We start from the raw sequence: 25,756 nt of genomic DNA, 5'->3' as shown, positions 1-25,756 counted from the left end.
TGCGGAGCTTGCGCGACGCAGGGGCTTGCACTGCAAAAGAGCATTTGAAAAGACGTCATACAACGGGTCGCAGGCAACCCTGCTGGCTTGCCGGGTAAAGAGGCCTGCGGTCTCTGGCCCGGGTCGGTCCAGTGAACCGCTCATCGATGGCGAACATCGGCTGCGGAGGCAGGCAGGTTTTCATTTCAGCGCGTCGGACTGATGGAGGCAGGCGCGGCAGACGAGCCGGAAGATGGGTCGGCGCTCGGCAGTGGGTCGGCCTGCAGCTGCTGTGTCGGCACCGGCACGGTGGGCGCCGAATCGGCAGCAGTGCGCCCGGAAGCGTGGCTTTCTTGGTCGTCAGCTTGCGATGCGATGCGCGGCGGGGCCTCGATGGGGTTGGCGGGCGGGGTGCCGGTGCTGGCCGTCGGCCCGCTGCTGCCCGTGGCGCGGCTCGTGGGGCGCTCGAAGCCCAGCCCCGTCTCGTCGAACTTGAAGCGCAGGCGGAAGTAGGCGCCCTTGCTGGTGTACTCGCCGGCCGTGAGGTCGCGGTCCGACAGGCCGATGGCGTTGTAGCCCACCGAGAACCACAGGTCCTTCATGACCTGGTAGCCCACTTCCACGCCGATCGACTTCTGCAGCGCGCCGCCGGAGCCGTGCAGCAGGCCGCCCTGCACGCTCAGGTCCCACTTGTCGTTGAGGTCGCGCGTCCAGCGGCCGTACAGCAGCTGGGCCGAGTAGCTGCTCTTGAGGCTGCCGTCGTCGTAGGTGGAGCGCTTGGCGGCCAGGCGGCCGCTCAGGTAGTCGCCGGGCCGAGGGTTGTAGTTGACGTGGGCCGAGACGATGTGCGCGTCGTAATCGCCCGGCAGCGTGTTCTGCGAGCCGAAGGCGTTGCCGCTGATGGCGCCGGCCGTGCCCAGGTTGCCCTGGATGCTTTCGCTGCGGTGCTCGTAGCGGGCCAGCGCGTTCCAGCGGTCGTCGGCCACCGGACGGTAGGCCGCACCGAGCTGCTGGCGCGACTGGGTGCGCCCGTTGCCGGCCTGGGCGCCGACGCCTTCGCTGCGGTTGTAGACGCTGCGGGCCAGCAAGCTCCACTCGTCGTTCAGGCGGTAGCCCATGCCCATGCTGTTGAGCACGGTGTTGGCGTCGGAGCCGCGACGGCCCTCGAGGATGCCGCTGGCGCGCAAGGCGCCGTTGGTGTATTCGACGCCGCTGGTGACGGCGGTGGAACTGCCCAGTCCGGTGGCCAGGCTGTCGCTGGCCACGGTGCCGAGGGCGCGGCTGCGCTCGATGCCGCCGGTCAGTTGCCAGTGCTCACCCAGCTTGATGGTGTTGCGCACGCCGTTGGCGATTTGCGCGGTGCGGCTGTCGTCGGCGTCGGCCACGCGGTATTCGCTGTAGACACGGCCGCCCTCCATGTAGGCACTCTCGATGCCGACGATGCCGACGTTGCGCGCGCCGGTGCCGGAGACGGCGGTGTCGTCGTAGAGGGTGGAGCTCAGTTCGTAGCGGCCGTAGACGCGCGTCTTGTCGGTGATGGCATAGCTGCCGCCGATTGCGGCCATGTGGCGGCGCGACGCGTTCACGTCCTGCTCGCCCTCGACGAAGACCTGCGCCTGCGGTGCGCCGGGCAGGGTGGCCGTGAGGCGGCCGCGAACGGTGGTCAGGTCGTTCTGGCTGCTGCCGGGGCCGCCGGGGGTGTTGGCGGCCGTGCCCAGGCTGGTGACGGAGCTGCCCAGGCTGCCGCCCCCGCCCATGCTGCTGCCGCCGAAGCTGGAGACCTGGTCGTAGCTGAACATGGACGCCGAGCTGCTGTTGGCCGTGGCGCCGTGGCGCAGGCCGACTTCGCCGCTGAAATAGTCGTTGAAGCGCTTGAGCAGCGACACGCTCTGGCCGCGCGACGGGCCCGTGCCGTTGCCGATGACGTTGCCACTGGCGTCCTGCTGGCCGGCGGTGCTGCTGTACATGGCTTCCGCGCGGGCGGCCATGGTCGAGTCGATGCGGTATTCCGCGCGGGCGCTCGCGTCGGTGTGGCCCGCGGAGAAGCCGGCGGCCGGGTTGTCGAAGCCGGTGGAGGAGCGCGCGGCCTGGACCGACACGCCCAGCCGTTCGGTCTGGTGGCGCAACTCGATGCGGCTGGCGGAGCCGTCGCCCTTGTCTTCGCTGTGGGTGCGCACGGCCTCGGCGGCCATGCTGGTGTTCTCGCCCAGCCGGGCCAGGCCGGTGACGGCCTGCAGGCGGCGCGGGTTCTGCGGGTCCTCGTCGACATGGGCGACGACGCCGGCCTGCAGCCGCTCGCCGACCTTGAACTGCGCGTCCACGCCCGCCACGGTGTACTTGGGGCCGCCCGTGTCCATCTCGTAGGTGACGCGGATGGATTGCGGGTTGAGGTCGGTGTCGACGGCCGAGACCGGGCTCACGAACATCAGCCGCCGGGTGCTCGGCTCCAGCGTGTAGTCGACGAAGCGCGTGAGGCTGGTGCGCTTGAGGATGACGTTGGGCTGGTTGCGGTCGCGCGAAATCAGTTCCACGGTCTCGCTGTTCTCCACGAACTCGCCCAGCGAGCCGGCCAGGTAGTAGGGGCCGGAGATGCCGCGGCCGGGAAACTCCTCGACCTGCTGCTGCTGCGAGGTGCGCGAGCCGTAGCCGGTGATGCGCATGCCGTTGTCGTCGTAGACGCCCTTGGCCCCGGTGAGGGTGCGGTTGGTCTGGCTGAGCTTTCGGACCTCTGCGCTGCTGGCGGTGGTGAAGTCGCCGTAGAGCAGATAAGAGCGGTTCTTGTCGATGCGCACGTAGAGCTTCTGCGAGCTCTGGGCGTCGTAGCCGCGCTCGGAGCTGTCGCCGTAGACGGGATAGAACTCGTCAGGACGGATGTCGCGGAAGAGCCGATCCTTGGACTGCTTGGCGGTGTCGAGCGACGCGGTGAGCAGGTACTCGCCCTTGATGGCACCCTTGAGGAAGAAGGCGGCGCGGCCACCCAGGCGGCCGTTGCCGGTGTCGCCGTTGCTGTTCAGCGAACTCAGTTCCTGCTCGAAGGCGGCGCCGGCGGGCAACTGGTCGATACCGAGCCTGCCGCGGCGGGTCAGGTCGAGCGTGCCTTCCACGATGCCGACGGCGATCATGGGGCGCAGCTCGGGCAGCAGCGTCAGGCGGGCCTCCTGCACCAGCGTGTTGACGGTGGCGCGGATGCGCAGGTTGCCAGGCGTGCCGGGCGGCAGCAGGTGGAAGGTGGCGCTGCCGCCTTCGACGAAGGCCTGCAGGCCGGGCTCCTGGGGGTTGAGGTCTTCCTCCTGCCAGCGCCCGGCATCGGACTCCAGCGTCACCTGGGTGCGGGCGGTGACGGGCACACCGGCGGCGTCGGTGAGGACGATGCGCACGGGCACCGGCGTGCGCACATCCGCACGGGCGTCGGCGGGCAGCTCGATGCGTACGCGGCCGAGCTTGTCGGGCGCGACGACCTGGATCTCCACCGGCTTTTCGCGCGGAATGCCCATGCCGTCGACGACCTGCAGGCGCAGGAGGTTGGCGCCAGGCTTGAGCTGCACGCCGATGTATTCCCAGGCCGTGGTCCGGGTCCTCGGCAGGGTGGCCTTCTTGCCGACGCGGCGGCCGTCGATGGGCTCGCCATTGAGGGACAACTGCAACTCGGTGCCGGCCGGGCCCTTGACGCGCACGTTGACGATCTGCGAGGCGACGGTGTCGCCGTTCTTGAGCTCAATGAAGCCGGGCGTGCTGTCCAGTTCGGGCATGATCTTTTCCAGCTCGATGGTGCTGGGCGCCACCGGCTGCGGGACCAGGCCCTGGGTGACACTGCCCGGCTGGCCAGGCTGCTGTGGGCCCATGCCGGCGGCGGGCACCTGGCCGGTGGCGGCCGGGGTGCCGAGGACGGAGGCGTTGCCCGTGCCTGTGGCCGTGCTTGCGGTCGGGCTCGTGCCCATGACCTGGCTCTGCTGGGCCGTGGCCAGGGTGCCGGTACTGCCAAGGCTGCCTGTGCCGCCATCCAGGAAATTGGCGCCGCGCGCCTGGGCGCCGCCCGGTGCGGCGGGCGTGCCCGGCAGCGCGATCAGCGGACCGGCGGCCACCGGGGTGATGGCACCCGCACCGCTGCCGCTGCCGTTGATCTGGCCGGTGGCGGGCATGCCGCGCGTGTCGGCAGCGCGACCGTTGGCCGCCGCCGGCTGGCCCTGCGGGTCCAGCCGGGTGCGGGTGACGGCAGCCATCTCGGCGTCAAGGTTCTTCGCGGCGGCCGCGCGGCGCGCCAGTACGTCCTTCTTGACCGCCTCGTCGTCGCAGCCGGCCAGCGGGAAGTTGCCCTTCTGGAACTCGCCCTTCTTGAGGTCAAGGAAGCGGCTGGATGGGGTGCCCGAATTGCGGTTGTCGAGCACGACCACCCGGGCGCCGGGCGGCAGCGTGGTTTCGTCGAGACGCAGCACGTGGGTCAGGGGCTTGAGGCCGTACAGGCTCCAGCGGCCTTCGCCATCGGTGACCACGTTGGTGCCGTCTTCCAGCCACAGGCGCACGCCGGGCACGCCGAGCAAGCCCGCGCGTTCCTCCTCCAGGGGCTCGCCGTTCTTGCCTTCCTTGGCGTCGTTGCCGACGACCGGCTCCTGTGCGCCCTTCGCCTTGTCGCCGGGCGAACGGCAGTCCATGTACACCTTGCCGAAGGCGAAGGCCTCATCGGAGAACACGCCACCGTTGACGCGCACCGTCTGCTCCGCCTGGTTGGACTGGTAGCCGCGCGACGTGACCTGCGCGCGATTGGTGGCGGTGCCGGCAATGCGGGCGCCCACGCCCACGCGGACGCGGTAGCGCACCATGGCCACCTGGTCGGGGGCGAGTACGAAGGTGGGCATGGGCCAGCTGAGGGCCGGCCCGGCACCGCCGTTGGGGTCGGCGATGACGGCACCGTTGAAGCGGCTGCTGTTGGGCACATAGGCGAAGCCCGCCGGGAGCACGTCGGTGAAGGTCAGTCCGGTGACCGGAAAGCCCGTCTTGTTGGTTACGGTGAGCGCGTAGTCCAGGAAGTCGCCGAACTCCACCTGTTGCCTGCTCGCGTCCTTGCGCAGCAGCAGGCCGTTCTGCAGGCCCGGGTCCAGCGGGATGTGGTTGTGCACCGCGTCGCAGGCGCTGCCGTCGGCGTTGAAGCCGGCACCGTACTGCAGGTAGTAGGTAGTGGGCTGGCCGTCGACCGGCGGCAGCGCGCTGGGCACCACGGCGCCGCAGCTGGCGAAGCTGCCTGCGGCGGGCGGGATGCGCTGCGACGGGAAGATGTACGCGGTGCCGGCCGGCGGGGTGACCGCGATGCTGTATGTGCACTTGCCGGCGACCGGCGGCGACTGCAGGTAGAAGCCCCAGGTGCCGTCGGCACCCGTGGTCATGGCGGCACTGCCGTCCGCATTGAAGGTGTAGCCGCCCACGTTGCCGCCGAGCAACTGGTCGGCCGTGATGGCGCCACCGGTGCCGCCGTCGCAGGACTGGCGCCGCACGGTGACCAGCGCGCCGGCAATGGGCGCGCGCGAGACGGCGTCGTAGACGGTGCCCTGCGGGTCGAGCAGCAGGCCGTTGGCGGTCGCCATGGTGGCGTTGACGACGCCGCTGGTGGCGGCGGCGATGGAGTTGTCGGTGAGCGCGACGGCCCAGCTCTTGTTGAGGAAGCTGGTGCGCAGGCCGGCGGATGGGTTCTTGACTGTCACACGCACGGTGATTCCCACCTGTTCGCTCTGGCCCGGACCGAGCGCGCGGGTGCCGTCCGTGAGGCTGAGCACGGGCGGCGTGGGGAACTGGTGCGGATCGGTGGCGGCCCACGTGCCGCGGTCGCAGGGCACATTGCCGGTGAAGTTGGCCGAGGGGGCGAGCACGCCCGCGCCCGTGCGCACCGGGGCGCGCAGTGCCCAGCTTGCAATGGGGCTGTTCGGGTCGTCCGTGGAAAAGGCGCAGTTGAGGTTGTCGATGACGCGCACGTACGGTGCGGCCGCAGCGCCGTTGTTGACCACCTTGAAAAAGAAGTCCACGTCGTAGACACCGGCGGCGATGAAGCGCGGCGGCGAGATGAGCTTGGTCAGCGCCAATTGCGGCAGCCCGGCGGCGATGGGCGTCGGCGAGGCGTTGTTGTTGGGGTTGCCATCGCGGTCGGGGTCGGGGTCGAGGCCGTTGACCGACGCGTCGAACACCGTGGCCGCCGCGCCGGGCACCACCGCGGCGCTGGCGTTGGTGCTGTTGAGCAGCGTCACGCTGCGGTCGCGCGGGTTGAAGCGCAGCAGGAAGCGCAGCATGAGGTCGCCGCCGGTGGGCAGCACAGCGCCTGGGGCCAGCAAATTGGGTTGCGAGGCGGTGCCGTTGTAGGCCGGGTTGACGGCGGCCGCCTGGCCGCCGATCCAGCCGTTGTCTTTGATGAGGGCGAGCGAGCCGGGGACGATGGTGAACTGCCCGACGGCTGGCGATGCGGCGTTGGTGTAGGTGCCGAACTGCGTGGCGCCGGTACCTTCGAAGATGTTGGCGAGCTGCACGTCGTACAGCCACGGGTTGCCGTAGTTGCGGGCGCGGACGGTGATGACCACGTCGGCGCTGCCGTCCGGGTTGGGCTGCGGCAGGCCGGCCGCCTCGGCTACGCCGATGCGGGCTGGCTGCAGTGGAATTGGCAGCAGGTTGGAGTTGCTCAGCGTGGGCTGCAGGCCGTTGTCGTAGAAGGCCTGGGCCTGGTTCTCGATGTCGCTCTGCGTCGCCTGCGCCGTGACCGTGACGGCCAGCTGCATCTGGTAGGAGGTGGTGGGCGTGATGCCGGTGGTGGCGGGCAGACCGATGGCCACTTCGACGGCCGAAGCATCGTCGGGGGTGGTGCGGTAGGCGAATGGCGAGTCGCCCGGCATGCGGAACAGCCGCAGCGCGCCGGGCATGGTCGTCTGCAGGCTGCCGGCGATGTATTGCGTGCCGGCGGGAATCACGTCGCGCAGCAGGATCAGGCGCGTGGGTGTGCCGTTGACCAGGACGGGCGTGCCGGCCGGAATGGTGGCGGTGGGCCGCGCGGTCTGGCTGCCGATGTTGGTGCCGCGAATGGTGTAGTCGATGCGCGAGCTGCCGGGCTGCAGCGGCAGGCTGAAGGTGGCGGACTTATAGAGCGCCAGCACCGCCACGTCGCCCAGGTTGATGACATCCGTGTTGCTGGCCTGCGCGCCCTGCGTGGCTGTGACGGCGCTGAGCGTGGCGCAGGCGGTGCCGCCGCCGACCACGGGCAACTGGCCGCGCACCAGCAGCGTGGCGGACTCGCCGGGGTTGAGCGTGAGCGCGGCTGGTGTGCCGAGGGCGACGATGGGCTCGCTGGGGTCGGCGACGCCGTTGGAATTGGTGTCCTTGACCACGCTGAGGTTGGAGAGCGTGACGTTGGTGCCGGCCGGACAGTTGGCGCCACCGTTGCTCCAGCCCAGGGTGTAGCTCGACGGGATATTGCCGGTGTTCTTGATCTGGTGGCTGAGGGTGACGGGGGCGCTGGGTGGCTGGGTGAGGGTCTGGTCCTGCACCAGCTGCACCGATTCGACGGAGGCCACCAGCACGAAGGCGCTGTTGGAGTAGACGCGTTCGGTCTGCGTCATGCCGGCCGGCACGTACTCGGCCTGCGCCACCACGCGCAGCAGCGTCCCTCCGAGCGGCGGCGCAGCCATGGCCAGCGCCGAGAGCAGCCATAGTGCGACAAACGCAAATGCCTGGCGCCAGCGGGACCAGGTTCTCGGCAGGTGCGGAAGGGGTGGGTGCACGGTAATCGTCTTGGGTCAGCGGGTCGTACGTCGGCCTGCAGGGCAGGCCAAGAGCGAGGCAGGTCTGTTCTTTTCTTCGCGCTCTGCCGTGCGGGGCAAAGCGCGCAGAGAAGGGCAAAAGCCGCCACCGCGGAGGTGGCGGCCGTTGCCAAGGGAGGCCGCGCGCAGCCTGGGCTAGCCAGGCGCTGCCGCGACCATCAGGCACCGCCCGGAGGCGGGCCTGGCTGGGGTGCTTACTGGTCGATCTGGACCTGGTAGGTCAGCGTCACCGTCGCGCCGGGGGGCACGGTGGCGGTCGAGCTGCCGCAGGTCACGGCGGTGGACGACGGGGTACCGATGCCCGTGCCGTCGGTGTTGCTCAGCGCAACGGCCGCCGTGTTGCCGGCGTTGCGCAGTCCGGTGGAGGCGCAGGTGGCCGTGGGCTGCGTCGTGACCTGCTTGGTGTAGGCAGGCACGGTGTTGCTCACCACCAGGTTGCTCACCGGTGCGGCGCCGTTGTTGGTTGCAACGATGCGATAGACCAGGCATTCACCCGGCTTGGCCGTGAGCAGCGTGCCAGCCAGGTTGCCCAGGACAGCGTCCGGGCCAGCGCAGGAGGCGGCGGTGTTCTTGGCTTGGTAGATGACCAGGGAGACCTGGCCGGTCACCACTGTCACCACGTCGTTCGCCGACACGTTGGCGCAGGGGGTGGCGCCAGCAGGCGACGTCGCGGCCTGGAAGGTGATCGTCACCGTGGCCGTGACCGCCTGGCCGGCAGATGCGCCCGCGGGAGCGAACACCTTGACCAGCAGCTTCTTCGACGTGTTGGAGGCCACATCGCCGATGGGCGTGGTGGTCTCGTCCACGTACAACTGGTCAGTGCTGGTATCCAGAACCCCGTCGTTGTTTGTGTCGATGTACAGGGCGGTCGTCCAGCCGGCACCGGATGCGCCCGACGAGAGAGTCACGGCAGCCGTGGCGACCTTGCAGGTGCCGGTACCGGTAGAGGTCAGCGCGTGGCCGTAGGTACCCGAGCCGCCGGGAGCGACAGTGCCGTTGTTGTTCGGCGTCAGCGTGGCGGTGTAGGTCACAGCAGCAGAAGTCACCGTGATCGCGTCATAGACGGTGTCGATCGGGAAGGTGCCATCCGAAGCGGCCGTGGTGGACTTCACCTGGAAGTACACGGACTGAGTCAGCTGTACCTGGTTGGTGGGCACGAACACGCAAGCGGTGTACTGTGCATCGGCACCGTTGCCGGCGATCGATGCAGTGGTGGTCACCGCGGTGGCTGCCGAGCAACCCGTTGCCGCGACGGCGCCGGTTGCGAACTTCACTGTCCAGCCTGCGGGCATGGTGCCCGGGAAGCTGGTGGTGCTGCTCACGGCCAGGCTGTAAGCCAGGGTCGACGTGTCGTTGTTCTTCACCCACAGGGGGATAGCCGTCCAGGCGCCGGCATTCACCGTTTGGGTGAGCGTCGGCGTGCTGCTCGGGCCCGTGCCGCGGTCGTTGCCGGTGCTGTTCTGGCTGTTGGTCAGGTCGACCGCGGGACCGGAAACGGCACCGAGGACGTCCTGCGACGCGTCGATCTGCGTGGAGTCGCCGACCGATGTACCCACCACGTTGATGGTGTAGTTGGGCGAGCCCGTCGACGCCGCGGTGTTGGCGGGAATGGTGGCCTTCACGACGATGCGCAGTGAGCTGCCAGCGGCGATAGGACCCGTGTCGACCGTGCCGTCGCCGTTGGTGTCGGCCAGCGGCGTCACCCCGTCGGCAGCGTAGTACGCGAAGGTCGTACCGGCCGGGAAGGCGGTGACGTCCACCTTGGTCAGGTTCACCGTGTCGGTCGTATTACCTTGGTTGAACACGACCTGCGTGAAGACGGCGGGCCGACCTGCCGCCACGGAGGCGATGGTTTGCTTGTCGTCCGCGCTGGCGGTATTGGGCGTGCCGGGCGTGGTGTCCGTCGCGTTGGCGATGTTCGCCAGCGTGGCGGTGGCGCTACCCAGGACGATCTTGTAGGTGCCCAGGACCGTGAACGGCGCACCGTTGGAGCTGGCGCTCAGCGTACCGGGTGCCCCGGCGTTGACGGTGTTCGCGCTACCGGCATCGGACGCGTTGTACGTGACCTTGTTGGTGGTGCTGGCGGTACCAATGGTGGCCGTGTTGTTGACCAGCACGACGAAGGTCAGGCTGCGCGTGGTGTTGACCGGGAGGTTGTTGTCGACGAACGTCAGCGTGCCGCTGCTGTTCTGGAAGTCGACGCCCGGGCTCGACAGGTTGCCGGCTGCGGAGGTTTCCGACAGCGCGGTGCCCGGCCGATTGCTCCACACGGCCGATCCGGAGACATACGTCAGGCCCGCGGTCGCAAGGCTGCCCACCACGTCCTGCATGGCGAACTTGCCAGGCGCACCGCCGGTGTTGCTGTACGTGACCGTGTAGGTGGTGTACGTACAGGCAGCCGTCGACGTCATGCCCGCGGTCCAACTGGTGGCGCAACTGCTGCCCGAACTGCGCTTGCCGGAGTTGTTGGCCGTCGGCCAAGCGCCCCCGCCAGGCGCTGTCACGCCCGAAGCCGGCAGGCCGATGGCCTTGGAGACGTTGAACGCGGCGACGTTGGTCAGGTTGACGCTGTCTTGAACGTTGACGGTGGTGCCGCCGGTGTAGAGCGCGGTCGTCGCAGCCGTGGCCGTCACGGGAACGGTGGCGAACGGCGTTGCCGTGCCCGACGCAGTGGCGGGAAGCGTGTAGGCAACGACGAAGCCGAACTGGCCATTGTTGCCGGCCACGGCGGTCGCTGGGGTGACCGTACACGTGCCGTTGGCCGCCGTGGTCGAGCACAGCGGCGTGGTGCTGTCGGGCAGGCCGTCGAAGTTGGAGTCGTTGTAGATCTCGACCTTCGCGAACGGGGTTCCGCCAGAAGCGGGCGTGTTCGTTGCGACGATATTGAACGTGTCAGAGCCGTTGCCGGTGTTGGTCAGCACGTGAGGTGCGTAGACCGTGGCACCCGCGGCAGCGGTCTTGGTATTGACGATCGGCCCCGGCGCGGCGTTGGGTGCCGTGCTGTCCAGGGTGAACGAGCCGACCTGCTGCACCGTGGTCTGCACGATGTTGGAGGTGGCCGTCTGGCTGTTGCCGTTGGGGTCGAGGTATGTGGCCGTGGCCTGGTTACCGATGACCGTGTTGGCTGGGGCTGCGGCGGCATGGGCGGCAGGACTTCCAATGAGGAAGGCTGCTGCCACTGCCACCAGGGCGCCCCACGCCGCGGGAGACCTGAACGGCCCCTGCTTCTGTGGGTTGTTGTTGATCACGTGGATTTCTCCTCTCTGAACTGACTTGCAAGTAAGGGGACAAGGAATTGCCCTGCCTGGCCTGGGGACCAGACCGGGTCAAGACCGTGCGGCACAAGACCCCCGCAGCCTGCGCAGCAGCGGGTGCCTGTGTGTCGGCACTCGGAAGGCGGGACGAGGCCGCGGCCGCTGCCGCAGGCCGGCCCGCGGGTTACTTGGCGGCGGGAGCCGCTTTGGGTGCTGCGGCGGCGCTGATGGGAATGACGGCCTCGACCTTGGCGCGGGCAGATACGGCGACTTCGGCACCGGGCTTGAGTTCTTCGACCACCCAGCGGATGTGGCGGTAGTCGGCATAGGGCAGCTTTTCGGTGCGGCCGTCGGGCAGCTTGCGCATGAGCGGCTCTGGGCCGTAGGCCTTGGATTCGGGCGCGAACTGCACGCCCTTGGCGGGCTTGGCGGAATTGGGGACGTATTCGAGCCCCTCGGGCAGTGGCAGCGAGGCGGCCATCTGCTTGACCGGGGCGCTGCTCACGTTCTTGTAGACGGCGCGGTACTCGACGACATCGTTGGGCAGGACGGAATCGGCGTCGACCAGCTTCTCCTTGCCCTGCGCGTCCTTCACGACCTTTTGTTGGATGAGCTCGACCGCGATGGCGTTCTGGCGCTGGGGCGCGGCGGGGGCGGGGGCTGCAGTGGCCGGCGTGGCCGGTGCAAACTGCGCGAAAGACGGAGCTGCCGCCCCCATGGCCAGGCAGAAGGCGAGATTGATCCAGTTCTTCTTCATGAAAAGGTCCTCTTGAGTACAAGCATGTAAGGGCGAGCCCCGCCCGCGCACACGGTGCGGCCCAATGGGCAGGCCCGGATATGGGAAAATCGCAGCAGTGTTCTTTTCATCGTTTCCACGCCTGCCGCTGCAAGCAGGCGCGCCTCCTCAAAAAGCGTTCTGGATCGGAAAAAATGAGGGCCCGGTGCGCGCCGAACGAAAAGGCGCAGCAAAGGGAGAAGAGTGAAATAACTTGTTAATGATCTTACGAAGGCCAAAAATTCCGGTCAGCCCGCGGTAAGTGAAAGTTAAGAATCTGACGTGAGAGAGTTCACGGATGACTCATCAGGCGCACCTCTCCCTCCTGGAAGCCGGGCCTGCCGGCTTCGCCGGTAGCGCTCGAATCCGGGCTTTGGGATAGCGGCCGGTGGCTACCAATAAAGAATTTGCCCTTGCTTTTGGCGTGCGCGTACCCGACCGGTCGCCGCAACGTTGGTTGCAGGATGCGATAGTCCTAAGGACAAATCTGCAGTTGGATTCTTGGCTACCCGAAAATTAGGTCAGACTTATTAGTTAATTAAGCAAAGTTAAGAATTGAGCGTGCGCACTGGCTGTGCCCTGTCAAGCGCGTTTCGCCCAATCTCAAAAAAGAAAGCGCCTCGGCCGGCACATGCGCCGCACGAAATTGAGGCGGTGCGGCTGCGCAAGGCCAACGGCCGAAGGATTTGTGTCCCAGCTTCGACACGATCAGGCCGAATGGCCCTGGCTTGACTGTGCCAATTGAGAATGGCACAGCCTTCGGGTCGGCACGAACGGCTGGAGGCCGGCTTCAACGGCCGGACGCCACGTTGCGTGGCGTCGAAGCCTATTGGCAATCGCGGGGCTGCCGCGCCTGCTCCGCTGGCAGCCGCACTCCCCAGCGCACCACCACGTCCCGGCTGCCCGGCCGGCCGCTCCACGGCAGCGTGAAACTGCCGCGGCAGTCGGTTTCGGCGAGTCGCGCCTCGAGCAGCGGTCCCTCGGACTGGAAGGGCCGGGTATCGAGGACGACGACCATGCCGCCATCCCGTGCCCAGGCGCCCGGCGCGATCCAGGGCGAGGTGCGGTCCTCGCCGTCGATCCACAGCTGGACGGAGGGGTTCAGGTGCAGTACGGCGGCACCCGCAAACCATGTGTCGCCGACCACCATGGGGAGCGGGCGGTCGGGCACGTGGGCCTGCCAGATGGCGTCGATGCGCTCGGCCACCTGGGCCGACGGCAGGCTGCCGCGCGTGATGTGGCCATGGCGCTCCACCCCCCGCCCCTCGGCCCAGGCGGTGCCGAGCGAGCCGGCCACGTGGAAGATCGCCGCCGCGCCCAGCAGCCCCTGCCAGCGCCGGCGGCTCCAGCGTTCGGCCTCCAGCCCCGGGACCACGGCGGCCAGCCACAGGGGCAGCGCCAGGAAAAAGGTGGTGAACCAGTGGCCGTGCGCCTTGGTGCCGGTGAGCGTCAGGCCGGCGAGCACCAGCACCAGCGGGCCGAAACCGGCAAACGCCAGGAAGCGCCGGTCGATGGCGCTGACCGCACCACCACCACCTTGCGTCAGGCGGGTGGATGAAGGCAGGCTTGCAGAGCCAGAGCCAGAGCCAGAGCCAGAGCCAGAGCCAGAGCCAGAGCCCGCATCGGACGCCGCCGCCCTCCCCTGCCCTCGCGGCCGCAACAGCCAGGCCAACGCCACCACGACCAGCATCGGCAGCAGTCGCCCCACCTGCATGCCCAGCTGTTGTCGCAGCTGCAGCACCCGGTGATGACGGTGGCCGTGGCCCTGGACGGAGGCGGCGGCATAGCTGAGGGCCTGGTCCGAATGCGTCAGGGCCCACCACAGGTGCGGCGATGCGACCGCCAGGCCCACGGCCGCGGCCAGGGCCAGGCCGCGCCAGATGCGGGCCTCGCGCCAGCGTCCGTCCTGCATCAGGAGCAGCCCGGCCACCGCGAACTGCACGACGGCGCTGTATTTGGTGAGCAGCGCCAGGCCGGCGAACACGCCCAGGCCCACCCAGTCGCGCGTGCGCGCATCGGGGCGGCAGAACGCGCGCCACAGCATCCACCAGTAGCCCGCCAGCGGCAGCAACTGCACGGTGTTGTGGTTGAAGATGGTGGTGCGCTGCAGGTGGTAGGCCGCCAGCGAGGCCAGCACCACGGCCAGCACGGCGCGCTGCGGCGGCAGGCATTCGCGCGCCCAGCGCCACAGCAGGTACAGGGCGCCGGCGCCGCAGGCCACGCCGGCCAGGTAGGTGATCCACGGCTGCGGACCGGCCAAGCGCACGAGCACGCCCATGATCCAGGTCGGCAGCGGCGGATGCTTGTAGTAGCCTAACTGGAAGCGCTGGGCCCAGAAGAGTTCTTCCACGTTGTCCCAGGGCGGCGACTGGTAGAAGAACACGGGCGGCAGCGCCCACAGCAGCACCAGTGCCGCCAGCACCAGCGGCACGAGCACCGGCAGGGCAAGGCCCCGTGCAGCAGGGCGGGCGGTGGCGGGCTGGGTCAGGAACAGGTGCATGGGCGGCGGTTTGTACGACGGCGCACCCTCCCGCCGTCTGACGGGCCTGGAGGGCGTAGGGCCATTCGCAGGGTGCGTAGGCCTCCAGGATACTGGCGCCCTTTTTCGCCGAGCGCCCGTCTGCCCCTCCATGAGATCGCTGCGTCTGCAACTTGCCGTGTTCTGGGCGCTGCTTCTGGCCGTCTTCCTGCTGCTGGGCGTGATGATGCTGGGGCTGTACCGGCTCAGCCCGGCGATGCAGATGAAGGCCGGCCGCGTGCGGGTGGAGCAGGCCTGCGAGCAGATGGCGCAGCGCTATGCCCAGTCCGCCCCGCCGGGTGCCGGGCTGCGGGTGGATCTTGCGCGGGTGCTGCTGCAGTTGGTGCTGACCGAGGCGCCCTATGTGGAAGGCGGCGTGTGGACCGCCCCCGGCAGCATGGTCGCCTACGCCTATCCCACCTACGAAGGCGCCGGCGCCAAGACCGACGTGCCGCCCGCCGAGCGCCCGCTGCTGGAGCAACTGGCCAGCCAGGCCGTGGACACGGGCCGCATGCAGGCGCAGCAGGTGCGCGGCAGCCGCGAGCTGCTCATCGTCGCGGCCTGCCCGCTGGGCGCCGGCCAGGCCGCGGCCTGGACCATGACCCGCACGCAGCTGGGCGCGGTGGCGGCCGAGGGCAGCCTGCGTGCCGGCATCGCGGCCCTGGTCGCGGCCATCGTGTGCTCGGGCCTGTGGCTGGGGTTGCTGCTCTACCGCGGCCAGGCGCGCGTGCGCCGGCTCGAGAACGCCCTGGCCGCCGCCCCGGACGACGCCATGCCCGTGCTGCCGCGCACCGGCCTGAAGGAGCTGGACCGCATCGTCGCCAGCTACAACGGCTTCGCCGCCCGCTTCGAGGAGGCGCGCGAAACCGCCCGCGCCGCACGCGCCCAGCGCAGCCGCGATATGCGGCTGGCGGCCCTGGGCCGCATGAGCTCGGCCGTGGCGCACGAGATCCGCAACCCCATTGCCGCCATGCGCCTGAAGGCCGAGAACGCCATGGCCGGCGACGGTGCCGCGCAGGCCCGGGCCCTGAGCAGCATCGTCGGGCAGATCGACCGGCTCGATGCCGTGGTGCAGAGCCTGCTGGCGCTGGTGCAGCCGCTGGACCTGAAGCCGCGCCCGGTCGAACTGCCCGCCTGGCTGGACGAGCGGCTCGCCGGGGCCGAGGCCGCGGCGGCGGCGCGGCAGGTGCGCCTGGTGCTGGCGTCCGGTGCGCCCGCCTGCGCGGTGTTCGACCCGCTGCACATGGCCCGCGCCATCGACAACCTGCTGGACAACGCCATCCGCCACGCCCCCAGTCCCGGCGGCACCGTGACGCTCGCGGCGCGCGGCGACGCGGCGCAGGCCCTGCTCGCGCTGAGCGTCAGCGACGACGGCGACGGCGTGCCGGAAGCCGTGCGCACCCGCCTGTTCGAACCCTTCGGCACCGGCCGGGCCGACGGTACCGGCCTGGGCCTGGCCCTGTCGCGCGAGGTGGCCATTGCCCACGGCGGCGAGCTGCGCCACGAGGCGGCCCGGCCCGGCGCCCGTTTCATTCTGGAGATGCCATGGCAGACGTGTTGATCGTCGACGACGACGCGGCCTTTGCCGATTCGCTGGGCGAGACGCTCGAGAGCCTGGGCCACGCCGTGCGCCGGGCCGCGAGCGGCGCCGAGGGCCTGGCCATGCTGGGCGCCCACCGCTTCGCCCTGGTGTTCCTGGACCACCGCATGCCCGGCGGCATGGACGGCCTGCAGACCCTGGCCGCCATGCAGGCCCGGCTGGCGCGTCTGCCGCCCGTGATCGTGCTCACGGCCTATGCCGGCAGCGCCGGCACCATCGAAGCCATGCGCCTGGGCGCCTTCGACCACCTGACCAAGCCGGTGAGCCGCGATGCCGTGGCCGATGCTGTGCGGCGCGCCCTGGCCAGCGCCACGCCCGCCGCCGCGGCGCCCACGCCCCAGCCCGAACCTGCTGACGAAGGCGAGCTGATCGGCGTGAGCGATGCCATGCGCGAAGTGCACAAGCGCATCGGGCTGGCCGCCGGCAGCCGGGCGCCGGTGCTGGTGATCGGCGAGACCGGCACCGGCAAGGAACTGGTGGCGCGCGCCCTGCACCGCCATTCGGACCGGGCGGGCGGGCCCTTCGTGGCGGTCAACTGCGCCGCGATCCCCAAGGACCTGCTGGAGAGCGAGCTCTTCGGCCACGTGAAGGGCGCCTTCACCGGCGCAACGGCCGACCGGGCCGGCTGCTTCAAGGCCGCGAACGGCGGCGTGCTGCTGCTGGACGAGATCGGCGACATGGCGCTGGAGGTGCAGGCCAAGCTTCTGCGCGTCCTGCAGGAGGGCGAGGTCACGCCGCTGGGCAGCCACCGCGCGCAGAGGGTGGACGTGCGCGTGGTCGCCGCCACCCACCGCGACCTGGCGCAGGCCGTGCGCGACGGGCGCTTCCGCGAAGACCTGCGCTACCGGCTCGACGTCCTGGCCATCCATCTGCCGCCGCTGCGCGAGCGGCTGGCCGACATCGTGCCGCTGGCCGAGCACTTCCTGCGGCAGGCCGCGCAGCCGGGCCCCGCCAAGCGGCTGTCGGCCGAGGCGGCGCGCGAGCTGCTGGCCCACGACTGGCCCGGCAACGTGCGGGAACTGCGCAACGTGATGGAGCGCTGCCAGGCGCTGCAGCGCGGCGCGGTGATCGCGCATGTGGACCTGCCCGGCGCCGGTGGGGGCACGGCGGCTGCGGATGGCGCGGCCGGCGGCCTGCCGGCCGACTGGTTCGACGCGACGCTGCCAGAGGCGGTGAGCCGGCTCGAGAAGCTCCTGCTCCGGCATGCGCTTGCCGCGTCGGCTGGCAACCGCTCGTCGGCGGCCCGTCAGTTGGGCATCCACCGCCAGCTGCTCTACGCCAAGCTGGCGCAGTACGGGCTGGATTAGCGCCGGCGCGGACTGTCGGCTTTGCGGACAGCCGCTGTCTGCACGCCGGCCAGGCGGGCGCCGAGGCGAAAGCGCAAGTCGTTGATGCAGAAGGAAAAGGCGCCTGGCACGCCTCTTGGAACGGTCAAGGCATCCGTCAACAGGAGAACCGCATGACCGCCTTCCGCTTTTCCCTCCGCGCCAGCCTCGCCGCCGGCCTCGTGGCCGCCGCCGGCATCGCCGCCGCCCAACCCGCCGTGCAGCCCGGCGCGCCCGCGCCCGCCGTGTTCCCGATGACCGACGCGGCGCCCCGCCCGCAGGCCCGGCCCGTGCCGCCGCGCGGTCCCGCCGCCGCGGGCCCGGTGATCGCCGCCGGCCCCGCTGCGGCGATGCCGGCGCCCATGGCCGCCCCGATGCCGCCGCAGCCGGTGCCCATGGCCCAGGCCAGCGTGTCCGGCACGCTGGCGCGCTGGCTGATCAACCCCAACGGCGAGGCCGACGGCCTGCTGCTGGACAACGGCACGCAGGTGAACTTCCCGCCCCACCTGTCCGCCGACCTGACGGCCCTCGTCCAGGCGGGCGACCGGGTGGAGGTGACCGGCTGGCGCGCCGGCGACGGCCAGGCCATGCAGGCCCAGCAGATCGCCGCCAAGGGCCGCGCCGTGGTCGACACGCCGCCCAATCCCGGCGCCGTGCCGCCGGCCCCCCGGGCCATGGGTGCACTGGCCGCCATGAACGCCGGTGGCCGCATCGCCCGCGTGCTGACCACCGGCCGCGGCGACACCAACGGCGTGCTGCTGGAAGACGGCACGGTGGTGCGCTTCCCGCCCCACGTCGGCCGCATGATCGCCGGCCTGCTGCAGCCGGGCGCGCCGCTCTACGTCCAGGGCTGGGGCACCCGCAGCAACCTGGGCACCGCGCTGGAGGCCACGCGCCTGGGCGCCACGCCGCAGTCGCTGCAGGACGTGCTGGCCGGCCCCGTGTCGGGCCCGGTCGATCTGCCGCGCCCGGGTGCACCGCGTCGCCCCGTCTGACCTGAATGCCTCGCGGCCTCGTCTACATCCTCCCCGGGCGGCCGCAGGCAGCCGCCTCCAATCAAAAAACACCCAAAAAGGATTCACCATGCCCCATGAAGAAATGATCGACGTCTATGCGGTCGAAGGCCGCTTCCTGCACCTCGTATACAGCCCGCGCGGCGGCTACGAGGGCGTGCTGATCGAGACCGACGGCGTGCCGACCCAGTTCGTGTTCGACAAGCACGACGAGACGGCGGCCCAGGCCTTCGACGGCATCGCGCCCGGCACCCGCCTGACGGTGGAAGGCAGCCTGCGGCCGGCTTCGCCCAAGGGCGACGGCGAGCACGTGGTCTACGACTTCCATCGCCTGAGCGAAGCCGGCGGCAAGCCGGTCGCCGGGGCTGAGCACGATGGCCCCGCCAAGGGCCGCGTGGTGCGCGTCAACCATGCCAAGCACGGCGCACCCAACGGCGTGGTGCTGGACAGCGGCGACTTCGTGCACCTCAAGCCCGAAGGCTTCGCGCACCTGAAGCTGAAGGTGGGCGATGCGGTGGAGGCCGACGGGCCGTCGCATCCTCTGGCCGGCGGCCGCGGCCGGGTGATCGAGGCCGAGACCGTCAACGGGCATCCGCTGCCCGGCAAGCACTGACGCAGCGCTTCCGACACAGGGAGGGGATGATGTCCAACACGCTCGCCATGCCGCTGCCCGCCGCAGCGCCCTCGACCGGCCGCACGGCCGCCACCGCCGGATCGCTGACCGCGCTGGCCTGGATGGCCTTCTTCCTGGCCGACGTGCGCGATGGCCTCGGCCCCTTCCTGGCCACCTACCTGCAGAGCCAGCAGGTGGCGCAGAACCTGATCGGCCTGACGCTCACGGCCGGCGGCTTGGCGGCCGTGCTGATGACGCCGCTGGCCGGCGCGTGGGTGGACCGCAGCACGCGCAAGCGCACGCTGCTGGTGGCGGCCGTGGTGCTGGTGCTGCTGGGCAGCGCGGCGGCATTCACGACGCGCTCGCCCGTGCTGCTGGTCGCCTCGCAGGCGGTGGCGGGCGGCGCGGGCGCGGTGCTGCTGGCGGCGCTGGCCGGCCTGACGCTGGGCCTGGCGCGGCGCGATGGCCTGCGGCACCAGACCGGCCGCAACGAGGCCTGGAGCCATGCCGGCAACATCGTGTCGGCCCTCGGCGCCGGTGTGGTCGCCCATGCTTTCGGCGCGCCCTGGATGATGGCGGTGATGCTGGCCATGTCCGTTGGCGCCCTGCTGTGCGTGGCCGCCATCCGGCCGCAGGACATCGACCACGTGGCCGCCCGCGGCGCCGACCTGGCGGCGCCTTCTGCGGCGGACGTGCACGCCGCACAGTCGCCCGAAGGTTTCGGCGAGTTGCTGCGCCACCGCGCGCTGTGGCTTTTCGCGCTGACCTGCGCCCTCTTCCACCTGGGCAATGCCGCCATGCTGCCGCTGCTCAACCAGCGGCTGGCCGCCACCCAGCCCGATGCCGCGCCGCTGCTGTGGACCGGCATTGCCATCGTGGTGGCGCAGCTGACCATGGTGCCGGTGGCGCTGTGGGTGTCGCGCAGCAGGCGCTGGGACCTGTCGGCCTTCGTCTACCTTGCCATCCTGATCCTGCCGGTGCGCGGTCTGCTGGCCTGGGCCTTTCCGAGCGTGTGGGCTAATCTGCCGGTGCAGGTGCTGGACGGCATCGCCGCCGGCGCTTTGGGGGTAGCGACGCCGCTGATGGTGGAGCGCTATGCGCGCGGCACCGGCCGCTACAACCTGGCGCTGGGCATGGTGCTGACGCTGCAGGGCGTCGGCGCGGCGCTGAGCGCGGGCGTGGCCAATGCGGTGGTGGGCCGCGACGGCCACTTCGGCCTGGCATTCGCCGTGCTGGCGGGCTTTGCCGTGATGGCGCTGCCGGTGTTCATGTGGGCGCAGCGCGCCGATGCGCGCGACCCTCACGGGGCGGACGCAACACCCACCACAGCCTGACCGCCGGCTGACCGGATTGCAGGGCTTCGCGCGCCCGCCCGCCGCCCTCCGTTCTCCGCCTACGGCGCAGGCGCGCCGATGACGACGCAGCGCAGGGGCATTTGCAGCGACCATCGGTCGATGTCTGGCCTGCACCCCCACACCGATGACGCCGACGCCGGCGCACGCCGTTCCACTGCTACCCCCGACGCCCACGATGCACCGGAGCCCATGGCCGCCGGCGGCTGGCAGTCGCTCAAGGCCGTCGCCCGCTATGCCATCGAAGAAGGCAGCCCCGCCCTGGTCACCCGCGCCTTGCTCAAGCAGAACAAGACGGAGGGCTTCGCCTGCGTCAGCTGCGCCTGGGCCAAGCCGGCCGAACCGCGCGTGGCGGAATTCTGCGAGAACGGCGCCAAGGCCACGGCCTGGGAGCTGACGTCGCGCCGCCTCACGCCCGAGTTCTTCGGCGCGCACACGGTGAGCGAACTGCGCGGCTGGTCGGACCATGACCTGGAGGCCGGCGGCCGGCTGGTGGCGCCGCTGCGCTACGACCCTGCCACCGACCGCTACGTGGAAGCGACGTGGGACGAGGCCATCGCCGGCATCGCTCGGCGCCTGCGCGCGCTGCGGGCCGAGGACCCGACCTCCGCCGTGTTCTATGCCTCGGGCCGCGCATCGCTGGAAACCAGCTACGCCTGGCAGCTTCTGGCGCGGGTCTACGGCAACAACAACCTGCCCGACAGCTCCAACATGTGCCACGAGAGCACCTCGGTGGCGCTGCCGGAGTCGATCGGCGTGCCCATCGGCACCGTGCACCTGGAGGACTTCGCGCAGGCCGACTGCATCCTCTTCGTGGGCCAGAACCCGGGCGTGAACAGCCCGCGCATGCTGCACCAGGTCAAGGACGCGCGCGACCGCGGCGTGCCCATCATCAGCTTCAACCCGCTGCGCGAATCGGGGCTGGTGCGCTTCGTCGACCCGCAGTCGCCGCTGCAGATGCTGACGCCGGCGTCGACCACCGTCTCCACGCAGTACCTGCAGGTCAAGGTGGGCGGCGACCTGGCGGCGCTGACCGGTGTGTGCAAGGCCATGCTCGCCACGGCGGCTGCGGGCGGCGAGGGGCTGGACCGCGGCTTCATCGCCACGCACACCCACGGCTTCGACGACTTCGCGGACTGGGTGTCGCGCCAGTCGTGGGACGAGATCGAGTGCGAGTCCGGCCTGGCGCGCAGCCAGCTGGAGCGTGTGGCCGGCGTGATCGCCGGCGCCAAGGCGGTCATCGGCGTCTACGGCATGGGCCTGACGCAGCACCGGCAAGGCGTGAAGAACGTGCAGATGCTGTGCAATCTGCTGCTGATGGGCGGCCACATCGGCCGGCCGGGCGCGGGCATCTGCCCGGTGCGCGGCCATTCCAACGTGCAGGGGCAGCGCACCGTCGGCATCACCGAGAAGCCCGAACTGGCGCCGCTGGACAAGCTGGCCGCGCAGTACGCCTTCGCGCCACCGCGCGACAAGGGCCGTGACACGGTCGCCAGCTGCGAGGGCGTGCTGGACGGCAGCGTGCGCGCCATGCTGTGCCTGGGCGGCAACCTGCTGCGTGCCTGGCCCGACAGCACGCGGCTGGAGGCCGCCTGGGCCGGGCTGCCGCTGACCGTGCACATCGCCACCAAGCTCAACCACACGCACGTGGTGCCGGGCCAGGAATGCTGGCTGCTGCCCTGCCTGGGTCGCATCGAGATCGACCGCCAGCAGGGCAAGGAGCAGAAGCTGTCGATGGAGGATTCCACCGGCTTCATCCATGCCTCGCAGGGCGTGGCCGAGCCGGCGGACGAGCGCCTGCGCTCCGAGCTGGCCATCGTCACGGCCCTGGCCGAGGCGGTGGTCGGCACCGACGCACAGGTGCCCTGGGCGCAGTGGCGCGGCGACTATGCGCAGGTGCGCGCGGCCATTGCCGTGAGCTATCCGGAGATCTTCCACGACTTCGAAGCACGCTTCGTGCAGCCGGGCGGCTTCGCCAAACCCAACGCAGCCCGCGAGCGCGACTGGAAGACGCCCCAGGGCAAGGCCTGCTTCATCGCGCCGACGGGCCTGGTGGCCGACCCGGACGCGCCGGCCCATCCGCCCCAGACCCTGCGGCTGATGACGGTGCGCAGTGACGACCAGTTCAACACCACCATCTACAGCCTGGACGACCGTTTCCGCGGCGTGAGCGGCACGCGCGACGTGCTCTTCATGCACGAGCGGGACATCGCCCGCCACGGCCTGCAGCCCGGCCAGCGCGTGGCGGTGCGCACGACGGCGCACGACGGCGTGGACCGCGTGGTGCGCGGCATGACCGTGCGGGCCTACGACATTCCCGAAGGCTGCGTCGCGGGCTACTACCCCGAATGCAATCCGCTGGTGCCGCTGTGGCACCACGCGGAGGGCAGCCACGTGCCGGCCTACAAGTCGGTGCCGGTCTCCATCCATCCCGAAACCCCAACCGCAACCGCACCCCAGGAGCCCGCCCACGATGCCCGATGAGAGCCACACCGCCACCGCGCCGCTGCGCTACCGCCCCGAGTTCGAGCAGACGGAGGACGACGAACTGCAGGTCGCCCGCGAGCTGGGCGAAACCATGATCCGGATCGCGCAGAAGGTGCACCGTGACGAGGGCCACGCCTACCGCAGCGTGCATGCCAAGTCGCACGGCCTGCTGCGGGCCGACGTGGAAGTGCTGGACGCCTTGCCGCCCGATTACGCCCAGGGCCTGTTCGCCCGGCCCGGCCGCTACCCGGCCGTCATGCGCCTGTCGACGCCGCCGGGCGACCTGCTGAGCGACAAGGTGTCCACGCCGCGCGGCGTGGCGCTCAAGCTGGTGGGCGTGCCGGGCGAGCGCCTGGAAGGCTCCGAGGGCGAGGCGACGCAGGACTTCGTGATGGTCAACGGGCCGGTGTTCCGGACACCGAATGCGAAGAAGTTCCTGTCCAACCTCAAGCTGCTGGCCGCCACCACGGACCGCGCGCCCAAGGCCAAGGAGCTGCTTTCCGCCGCCCTGCGGGGCGTGGAGAAGGCCATCGAGGCCGTGGGCGGCGAAAGCGGCGCGCTCAAGTCGATGGGCGCCCATCCGATGACGCAGCTGCTGGGCGAGACCTTCTTCACGCAGGTGCCCATGCTCTACGGTCCCTACATGGCCAAGCTGCGTCTGGTGCCGGTGTCGCCCGAGCTGCTGGCCCTCAAGGACCAGCCGCTGGCCGATCCGGACCGTCCCGATGCGATCCGCGAATCGGTGGTCGCGCATTTCCGCGCGCAGGGCGGCACCTGGGAACTGCAGGTGCAGCTGTGCACCGACCTCGACCGCATGCCCATCGAGGATGCGACCGTCGAATGGCCGGAGGACCTGAGCCCCTACGTCACCGTGGCCCGGGTCATGGCCGGCCCGCAGAATGCCTGGAGCCCGGCACGCGTGAAGGCCATCGACGACGGCATGGCCTTCTCGCCCTGGCACGGCCTGGCGGCACACCGGCCGCTGGGCTCGATCATGCGGGTGCGGCGCATTGCCTACACCACGGCGGCGGCCTACCGGGAGCGGGGCAACCGGACGTCGGTGGCGCAACCCACGACGCTGGACGCGCTGCCCGACTGACCAGGACGGGCGTTCACGTTTCCATGGCCCCGCCGAGCGCACGCCGGCTCAGCGAATGGGCCCAGGCCAGCGCTTCCGACTGCGCCCGGCTGAAGAGAACGGGGCAGACCCAGTCGTTGGCCAGCAGCGCCGCGCCGAGGTCCGGCACGCCCTCTTCTTCGCTCGCGGTGGCCAGCCGCAGAAGATGGCCGATGGGGCCATCGCGCTTGCGCAATGCGGAGTCGATGGCCGGCGCGAGCCCCAGCGTGGGCAGGACCTGCTCCATCGGCATGCCCAGCAGCGCCGGCATCAAGGACATCATGCCCGCCATGAAGGCGCCGTCCGCCATGGCCGCATCGCGCGGGCGATGGAGGTTGACGGTGATCTCCATGAGCCGGCCGCGGGTGGCCGCCAGCATCAGCAGCGGATCGAGGTGAGCACCGCCCCCGCCGCTGCAGAACAGCAGCAGCTGCACCCAGCGCTGCAGGTAGCGCCGCCCCAGCACGTGGATCACGTCGCCCAGCGAGGTGACCGTGGTGCTGGCGCTGGAGCCGGCCGAATTCGCCATGCGCAGCAGGTTCACGGTCAGGCCCGGTTCGGTCTTGAGCGTCTCTTCCAGGTCGCGGCTGGAGGCGTCGGTGCACAGCTGCGTCATCAGGCGCAGCAGCGTGCGCTGCGAATGGCCCAGCCGGCGGCCGACCAGCGTGCTGGGCCGGGCGAAGTGGTAGCCCTGGAACAAGGCGAAGCCCAGCGCCATGCAGTGGTCGTAGTCGGCCTGGGTCTCCACCTTTTCCGCCAGCAGGCGCACCTGCGGCGCCTGCCGGCGCAGGTCCGCGACCAGCCGCGCCAGTGGCGGGCCGTTGACGGCCATCACGTCCACCTTGACGACGCGCACCAGCGGCAGCAGTGCGACGGTGCGCGCGTCCATGGCGACCACGTCGTCCAGTGCGAGCGTGTAGCCCATGGCCCGCAGCGCCCGGCAGCGCTCGACGACGGCGGGCGTGGGCGGCACCGATTCGAGGATCTCGATCACGGCACCGGGCCGCGGCAGCAGCTCGATCAGGTCGCTGAACAGGAAGCCCTGGTCCACGTTGATGTAGGCGTCGCAGTCGTCCAGCACATGCGTCATGCCCAGTTCGGCGAAGGCGTTGACCATGACGGTGGCCGTGGCCTGCGCGCCGTCGGTCACGTGCGCGGCACCGGACGCGTCGGAGCGGAAGAGCAGCTCGTAGGCGCAGAGCCGGCGCTCGCGGTCCAGGATCGGCTGCCGGCCGAGGAACAGGGGTTGCTGGGTGTCGGGGTACATGGGCCAACGGAGGGTTCGGGGCGTCGGTTGCGGTCCGCTGCGGGTGCGCGGCTCGCTCCCTGGTCGGTTGAAGGGGTTGGCCGGGGCGGCGCGTCAGGCCGTGGCGATCTCGCGCCAGATGGCCGCGAGCGGCAGGGTGCGCTCGACGGCGCCGCGTTTGATGGCTTCTTTGGGCATGCCGAAGACCACGCAGCTCTCCTCGTCCTGCGCCAGGGTGCGCGCGCCCGCGTTGCGCATCTCCAGCAGGCCGGCAGCGCCGTCGTCGCCCATGCCCGTCATGATGATTCCCTGCGCATTGCCGCCCGCGGCCTTGGCCACCGAGCGGAACAGCACGTCCACTGACGGCCGGTGGCGGTTGACCAGCGGCCCGTCCACCACCTCCACGTGGTACTGCGCGCCGCTGCGGCGCAGCAGCATGTGCTTGCCCCCGGGCGCGATCAGCGCGCGGCCGGGCATCACCCGGTCGTTCGTCTCCGCCTCCTTCACCTCGATGCGGCACAGCCCGTTCAGCCGCGCCGCGAAGGCCGCCGTGAACTTCTCCGGCATGTGCTGCACGATCACCATGCCCGGGCACACCCGCGGCAGGGCCGTGAGCACCTCTTCCAGCGCCTGCGTGCCGCCGGTGGAGGTGCCGATGGCCACCACGCGCTCGGTGGTCTGCGCCATGGC

At 70.5% G+C, this 25,756-nt stretch carries 13 protein-coding genes; 7 read left to right on the top strand and 6 right to left on the bottom strand.

The window, feature by feature from the left end:
• Positions 1–185: 185 nt before the first annotated feature.
• The 4 genes from NS331_RS09750 to NS331_RS09735 all read right to left on the bottom strand — a co-directional run bounded on the left by NS331_RS09750 (position 186) and on the right by NS331_RS09735 (position 14,295).
• Positions 186–7,634: a DUF11 domain-containing protein gene (locus NS331_RS09750; protein WP_082702370.1), complete on the bottom strand. Its 7,449-nt coding sequence runs from the start codon at positions 7,632–7,634 to the stop codon at positions 186–188.
• Positions 7,635–7,960: 326 nt separating this feature from the next.
• Positions 7,961–11,014: a beta strand repeat-containing protein gene (locus tag NS331_RS09745; protein ID WP_058641806.1), complete on the bottom strand. Its 3,054-nt coding sequence runs from the start codon at positions 11,012–11,014 to the stop codon at positions 7,961–7,963.
• 190 nt (positions 11,015–11,204) lie between these two features.
• A complete protein-coding gene (locus tag NS331_RS09740; protein ID WP_242873711.1) occupies positions 11,205–11,777 on the bottom strand; it encodes a hypothetical protein in 573 nt (190 codons plus the stop codon).
• Positions 11,778–12,621: 844 nt separating this feature from the next.
• Positions 12,622–14,295, bottom strand: a complete 1,674-nt coding sequence (locus NS331_RS09735) for a glycosyltransferase family 39 protein (RefSeq protein ID WP_058641805.1) — start codon at positions 14,293–14,295, stop codon at positions 12,622–12,624.
• Positions 14,296–14,425: 130 nt separating this feature from the next.
• Between NS331_RS09735 and NS331_RS09730 the strand changes: the two genes are divergently transcribed.
• The 7 genes from NS331_RS09730 (at position 14,426) to NS331_RS09700 (ending at position 23,802) form a co-directional block, all read left to right on the top strand.
• Positions 14,426–15,874 carry a sensor histidine kinase gene (locus NS331_RS09730; RefSeq protein WP_058641804.1) on the top strand — a complete coding sequence of 483 codons (1,449 nt, stop codon included), beginning with the start codon at positions 14,426–14,428 and terminating at the stop codon, positions 15,872–15,874.
• Positions 15,859–17,220, top strand: a complete 1,362-nt coding sequence (locus NS331_RS09725; RefSeq protein ID WP_058641803.1) for a sigma-54-dependent transcriptional regulator — start codon at positions 15,859–15,861, stop codon at positions 17,218–17,220. The genes NS331_RS09730 and NS331_RS09725 overlap by 16 nt, the downstream gene beginning before the upstream one ends.
• A gap of 152 nt (positions 17,221–17,372) precedes the next feature.
• On the top strand, positions 17,373–18,233 hold the full coding sequence (locus tag NS331_RS09720) for a hypothetical protein (protein ID WP_242873710.1): 861 nt from the start codon (positions 17,373–17,375) through the stop codon (positions 18,231–18,233).
• Between the two features lie 88 nt (positions 18,234–18,321).
• A complete protein-coding gene (locus tag NS331_RS09715) occupies positions 18,322–18,864 on the top strand; it encodes a hypothetical protein (RefSeq protein WP_058641802.1) in 543 nt (180 codons plus the stop codon).
• A gap of 29 nt (positions 18,865–18,893) precedes the next feature.
• Positions 18,894–20,198 (top strand): MFS transporter, encoded by a 1,305-nt coding sequence (locus NS331_RS09710; protein ID WP_242873709.1) that lies wholly within the window; start codon positions 18,894–18,896, stop codon positions 20,196–20,198.
• Positions 20,199–20,318: 120 nt separating this feature from the next.
• Positions 20,319–22,700, top strand: a complete 2,382-nt coding sequence (locus NS331_RS09705; protein ID WP_082702369.1) for an FdhF/YdeP family oxidoreductase — start codon at positions 20,319–20,321, stop codon at positions 22,698–22,700.
• Positions 22,690–23,802, top strand: a complete 1,113-nt coding sequence (locus tag NS331_RS09700; protein WP_058641800.1) for a catalase family protein — start codon at positions 22,690–22,692, stop codon at positions 23,800–23,802. Before NS331_RS09705 ends, NS331_RS09700 begins: the two co-directional genes overlap by 11 nt.
• A gap of 13 nt (positions 23,803–23,815) precedes the next feature.
• On the opposite strand, the gene NS331_RS09695 is transcribed toward NS331_RS09700, so the two are convergent.
• Positions 23,816–25,087 (bottom strand): EAL and HDOD domain-containing protein, encoded by a 1,272-nt coding sequence (locus NS331_RS09695; RefSeq protein ID WP_058641799.1) that lies wholly within the window; start codon positions 25,085–25,087, stop codon positions 23,816–23,818.
• A gap of 93 nt (positions 25,088–25,180) precedes the next feature.
• The coding region (locus NS331_RS09690) for a chemotaxis protein CheB (RefSeq protein WP_275936451.1) at positions 25,181–25,756 on the bottom strand (576 nt) is incomplete at its 5' end.

Origin of the sequence: Pseudacidovorax intermedius, from assembly GCF_001476815.1 — a bacterium.
In the GTDB taxonomy this organism is placed as follows: Bacteria; Pseudomonadota; Gammaproteobacteria; order Burkholderiales; family Burkholderiaceae_C; genus Xenophilus; species Xenophilus intermedius_A.
Note: the sequence above shows the minus strand (reverse complement) of the source record. Positions and strands in the feature narration are given on the sequence as shown.

Coding starts and splice junctions, on each gene's coding strand:
- NS331_RS09750 (WP_082702370.1), bottom strand. CDS start 7,634: ATGGCTGCGCCGCCGCTCGGAGGGACGCTGCTGCGCGTGGTGGCGCAG.
- NS331_RS09740 (WP_242873711.1), bottom strand. CDS start 11,777: ATGAAGAAGAACTGGATCAATCTCGCCTTCTGCCTGGCCATGGGGGCG.
- NS331_RS09735 (WP_058641805.1), bottom strand. CDS start 14,295: ATGCACCTGTTCCTGACCCAGCCCGCCACCGCCCGCCCTGCTGCACGG.
- NS331_RS09730 (WP_058641804.1), top strand. CDS start 14,426: ATGAGATCGCTGCGTCTGCAACTTGCCGTGTTCTGGGCGCTGCTTCTG.
- NS331_RS09725 (WP_058641803.1), top strand. CDS start 15,859: ATGGCAGACGTGTTGATCGTCGACGACGACGCGGCCTTTGCCGATTCG.
- NS331_RS09720 (WP_242873710.1), top strand. CDS start 17,373: ATGACCGCCTTCCGCTTTTCCCTCCGCGCCAGCCTCGCCGCCGGCCTC.
- NS331_RS09715 (WP_058641802.1), top strand. CDS start 18,322: ATGCCCCATGAAGAAATGATCGACGTCTATGCGGTCGAAGGCCGCTTC.
- NS331_RS09710 (WP_242873709.1), top strand. CDS start 18,894: ATGTCCAACACGCTCGCCATGCCGCTGCCCGCCGCAGCGCCCTCGACC.
- NS331_RS09705 (WP_082702369.1), top strand. CDS start 20,319: ATGTCTGGCCTGCACCCCCACACCGATGACGCCGACGCCGGCGCACGC.
- NS331_RS09700 (WP_058641800.1), top strand. CDS start 22,690: ATGCCCGATGAGAGCCACACCGCCACCGCGCCGCTGCGCTACCGCCCC.
- NS331_RS09695 (WP_058641799.1), bottom strand. CDS start 25,087: ATGTACCCCGACACCCAGCAACCCCTGTTCCTCGGCCGGCAGCCGATC.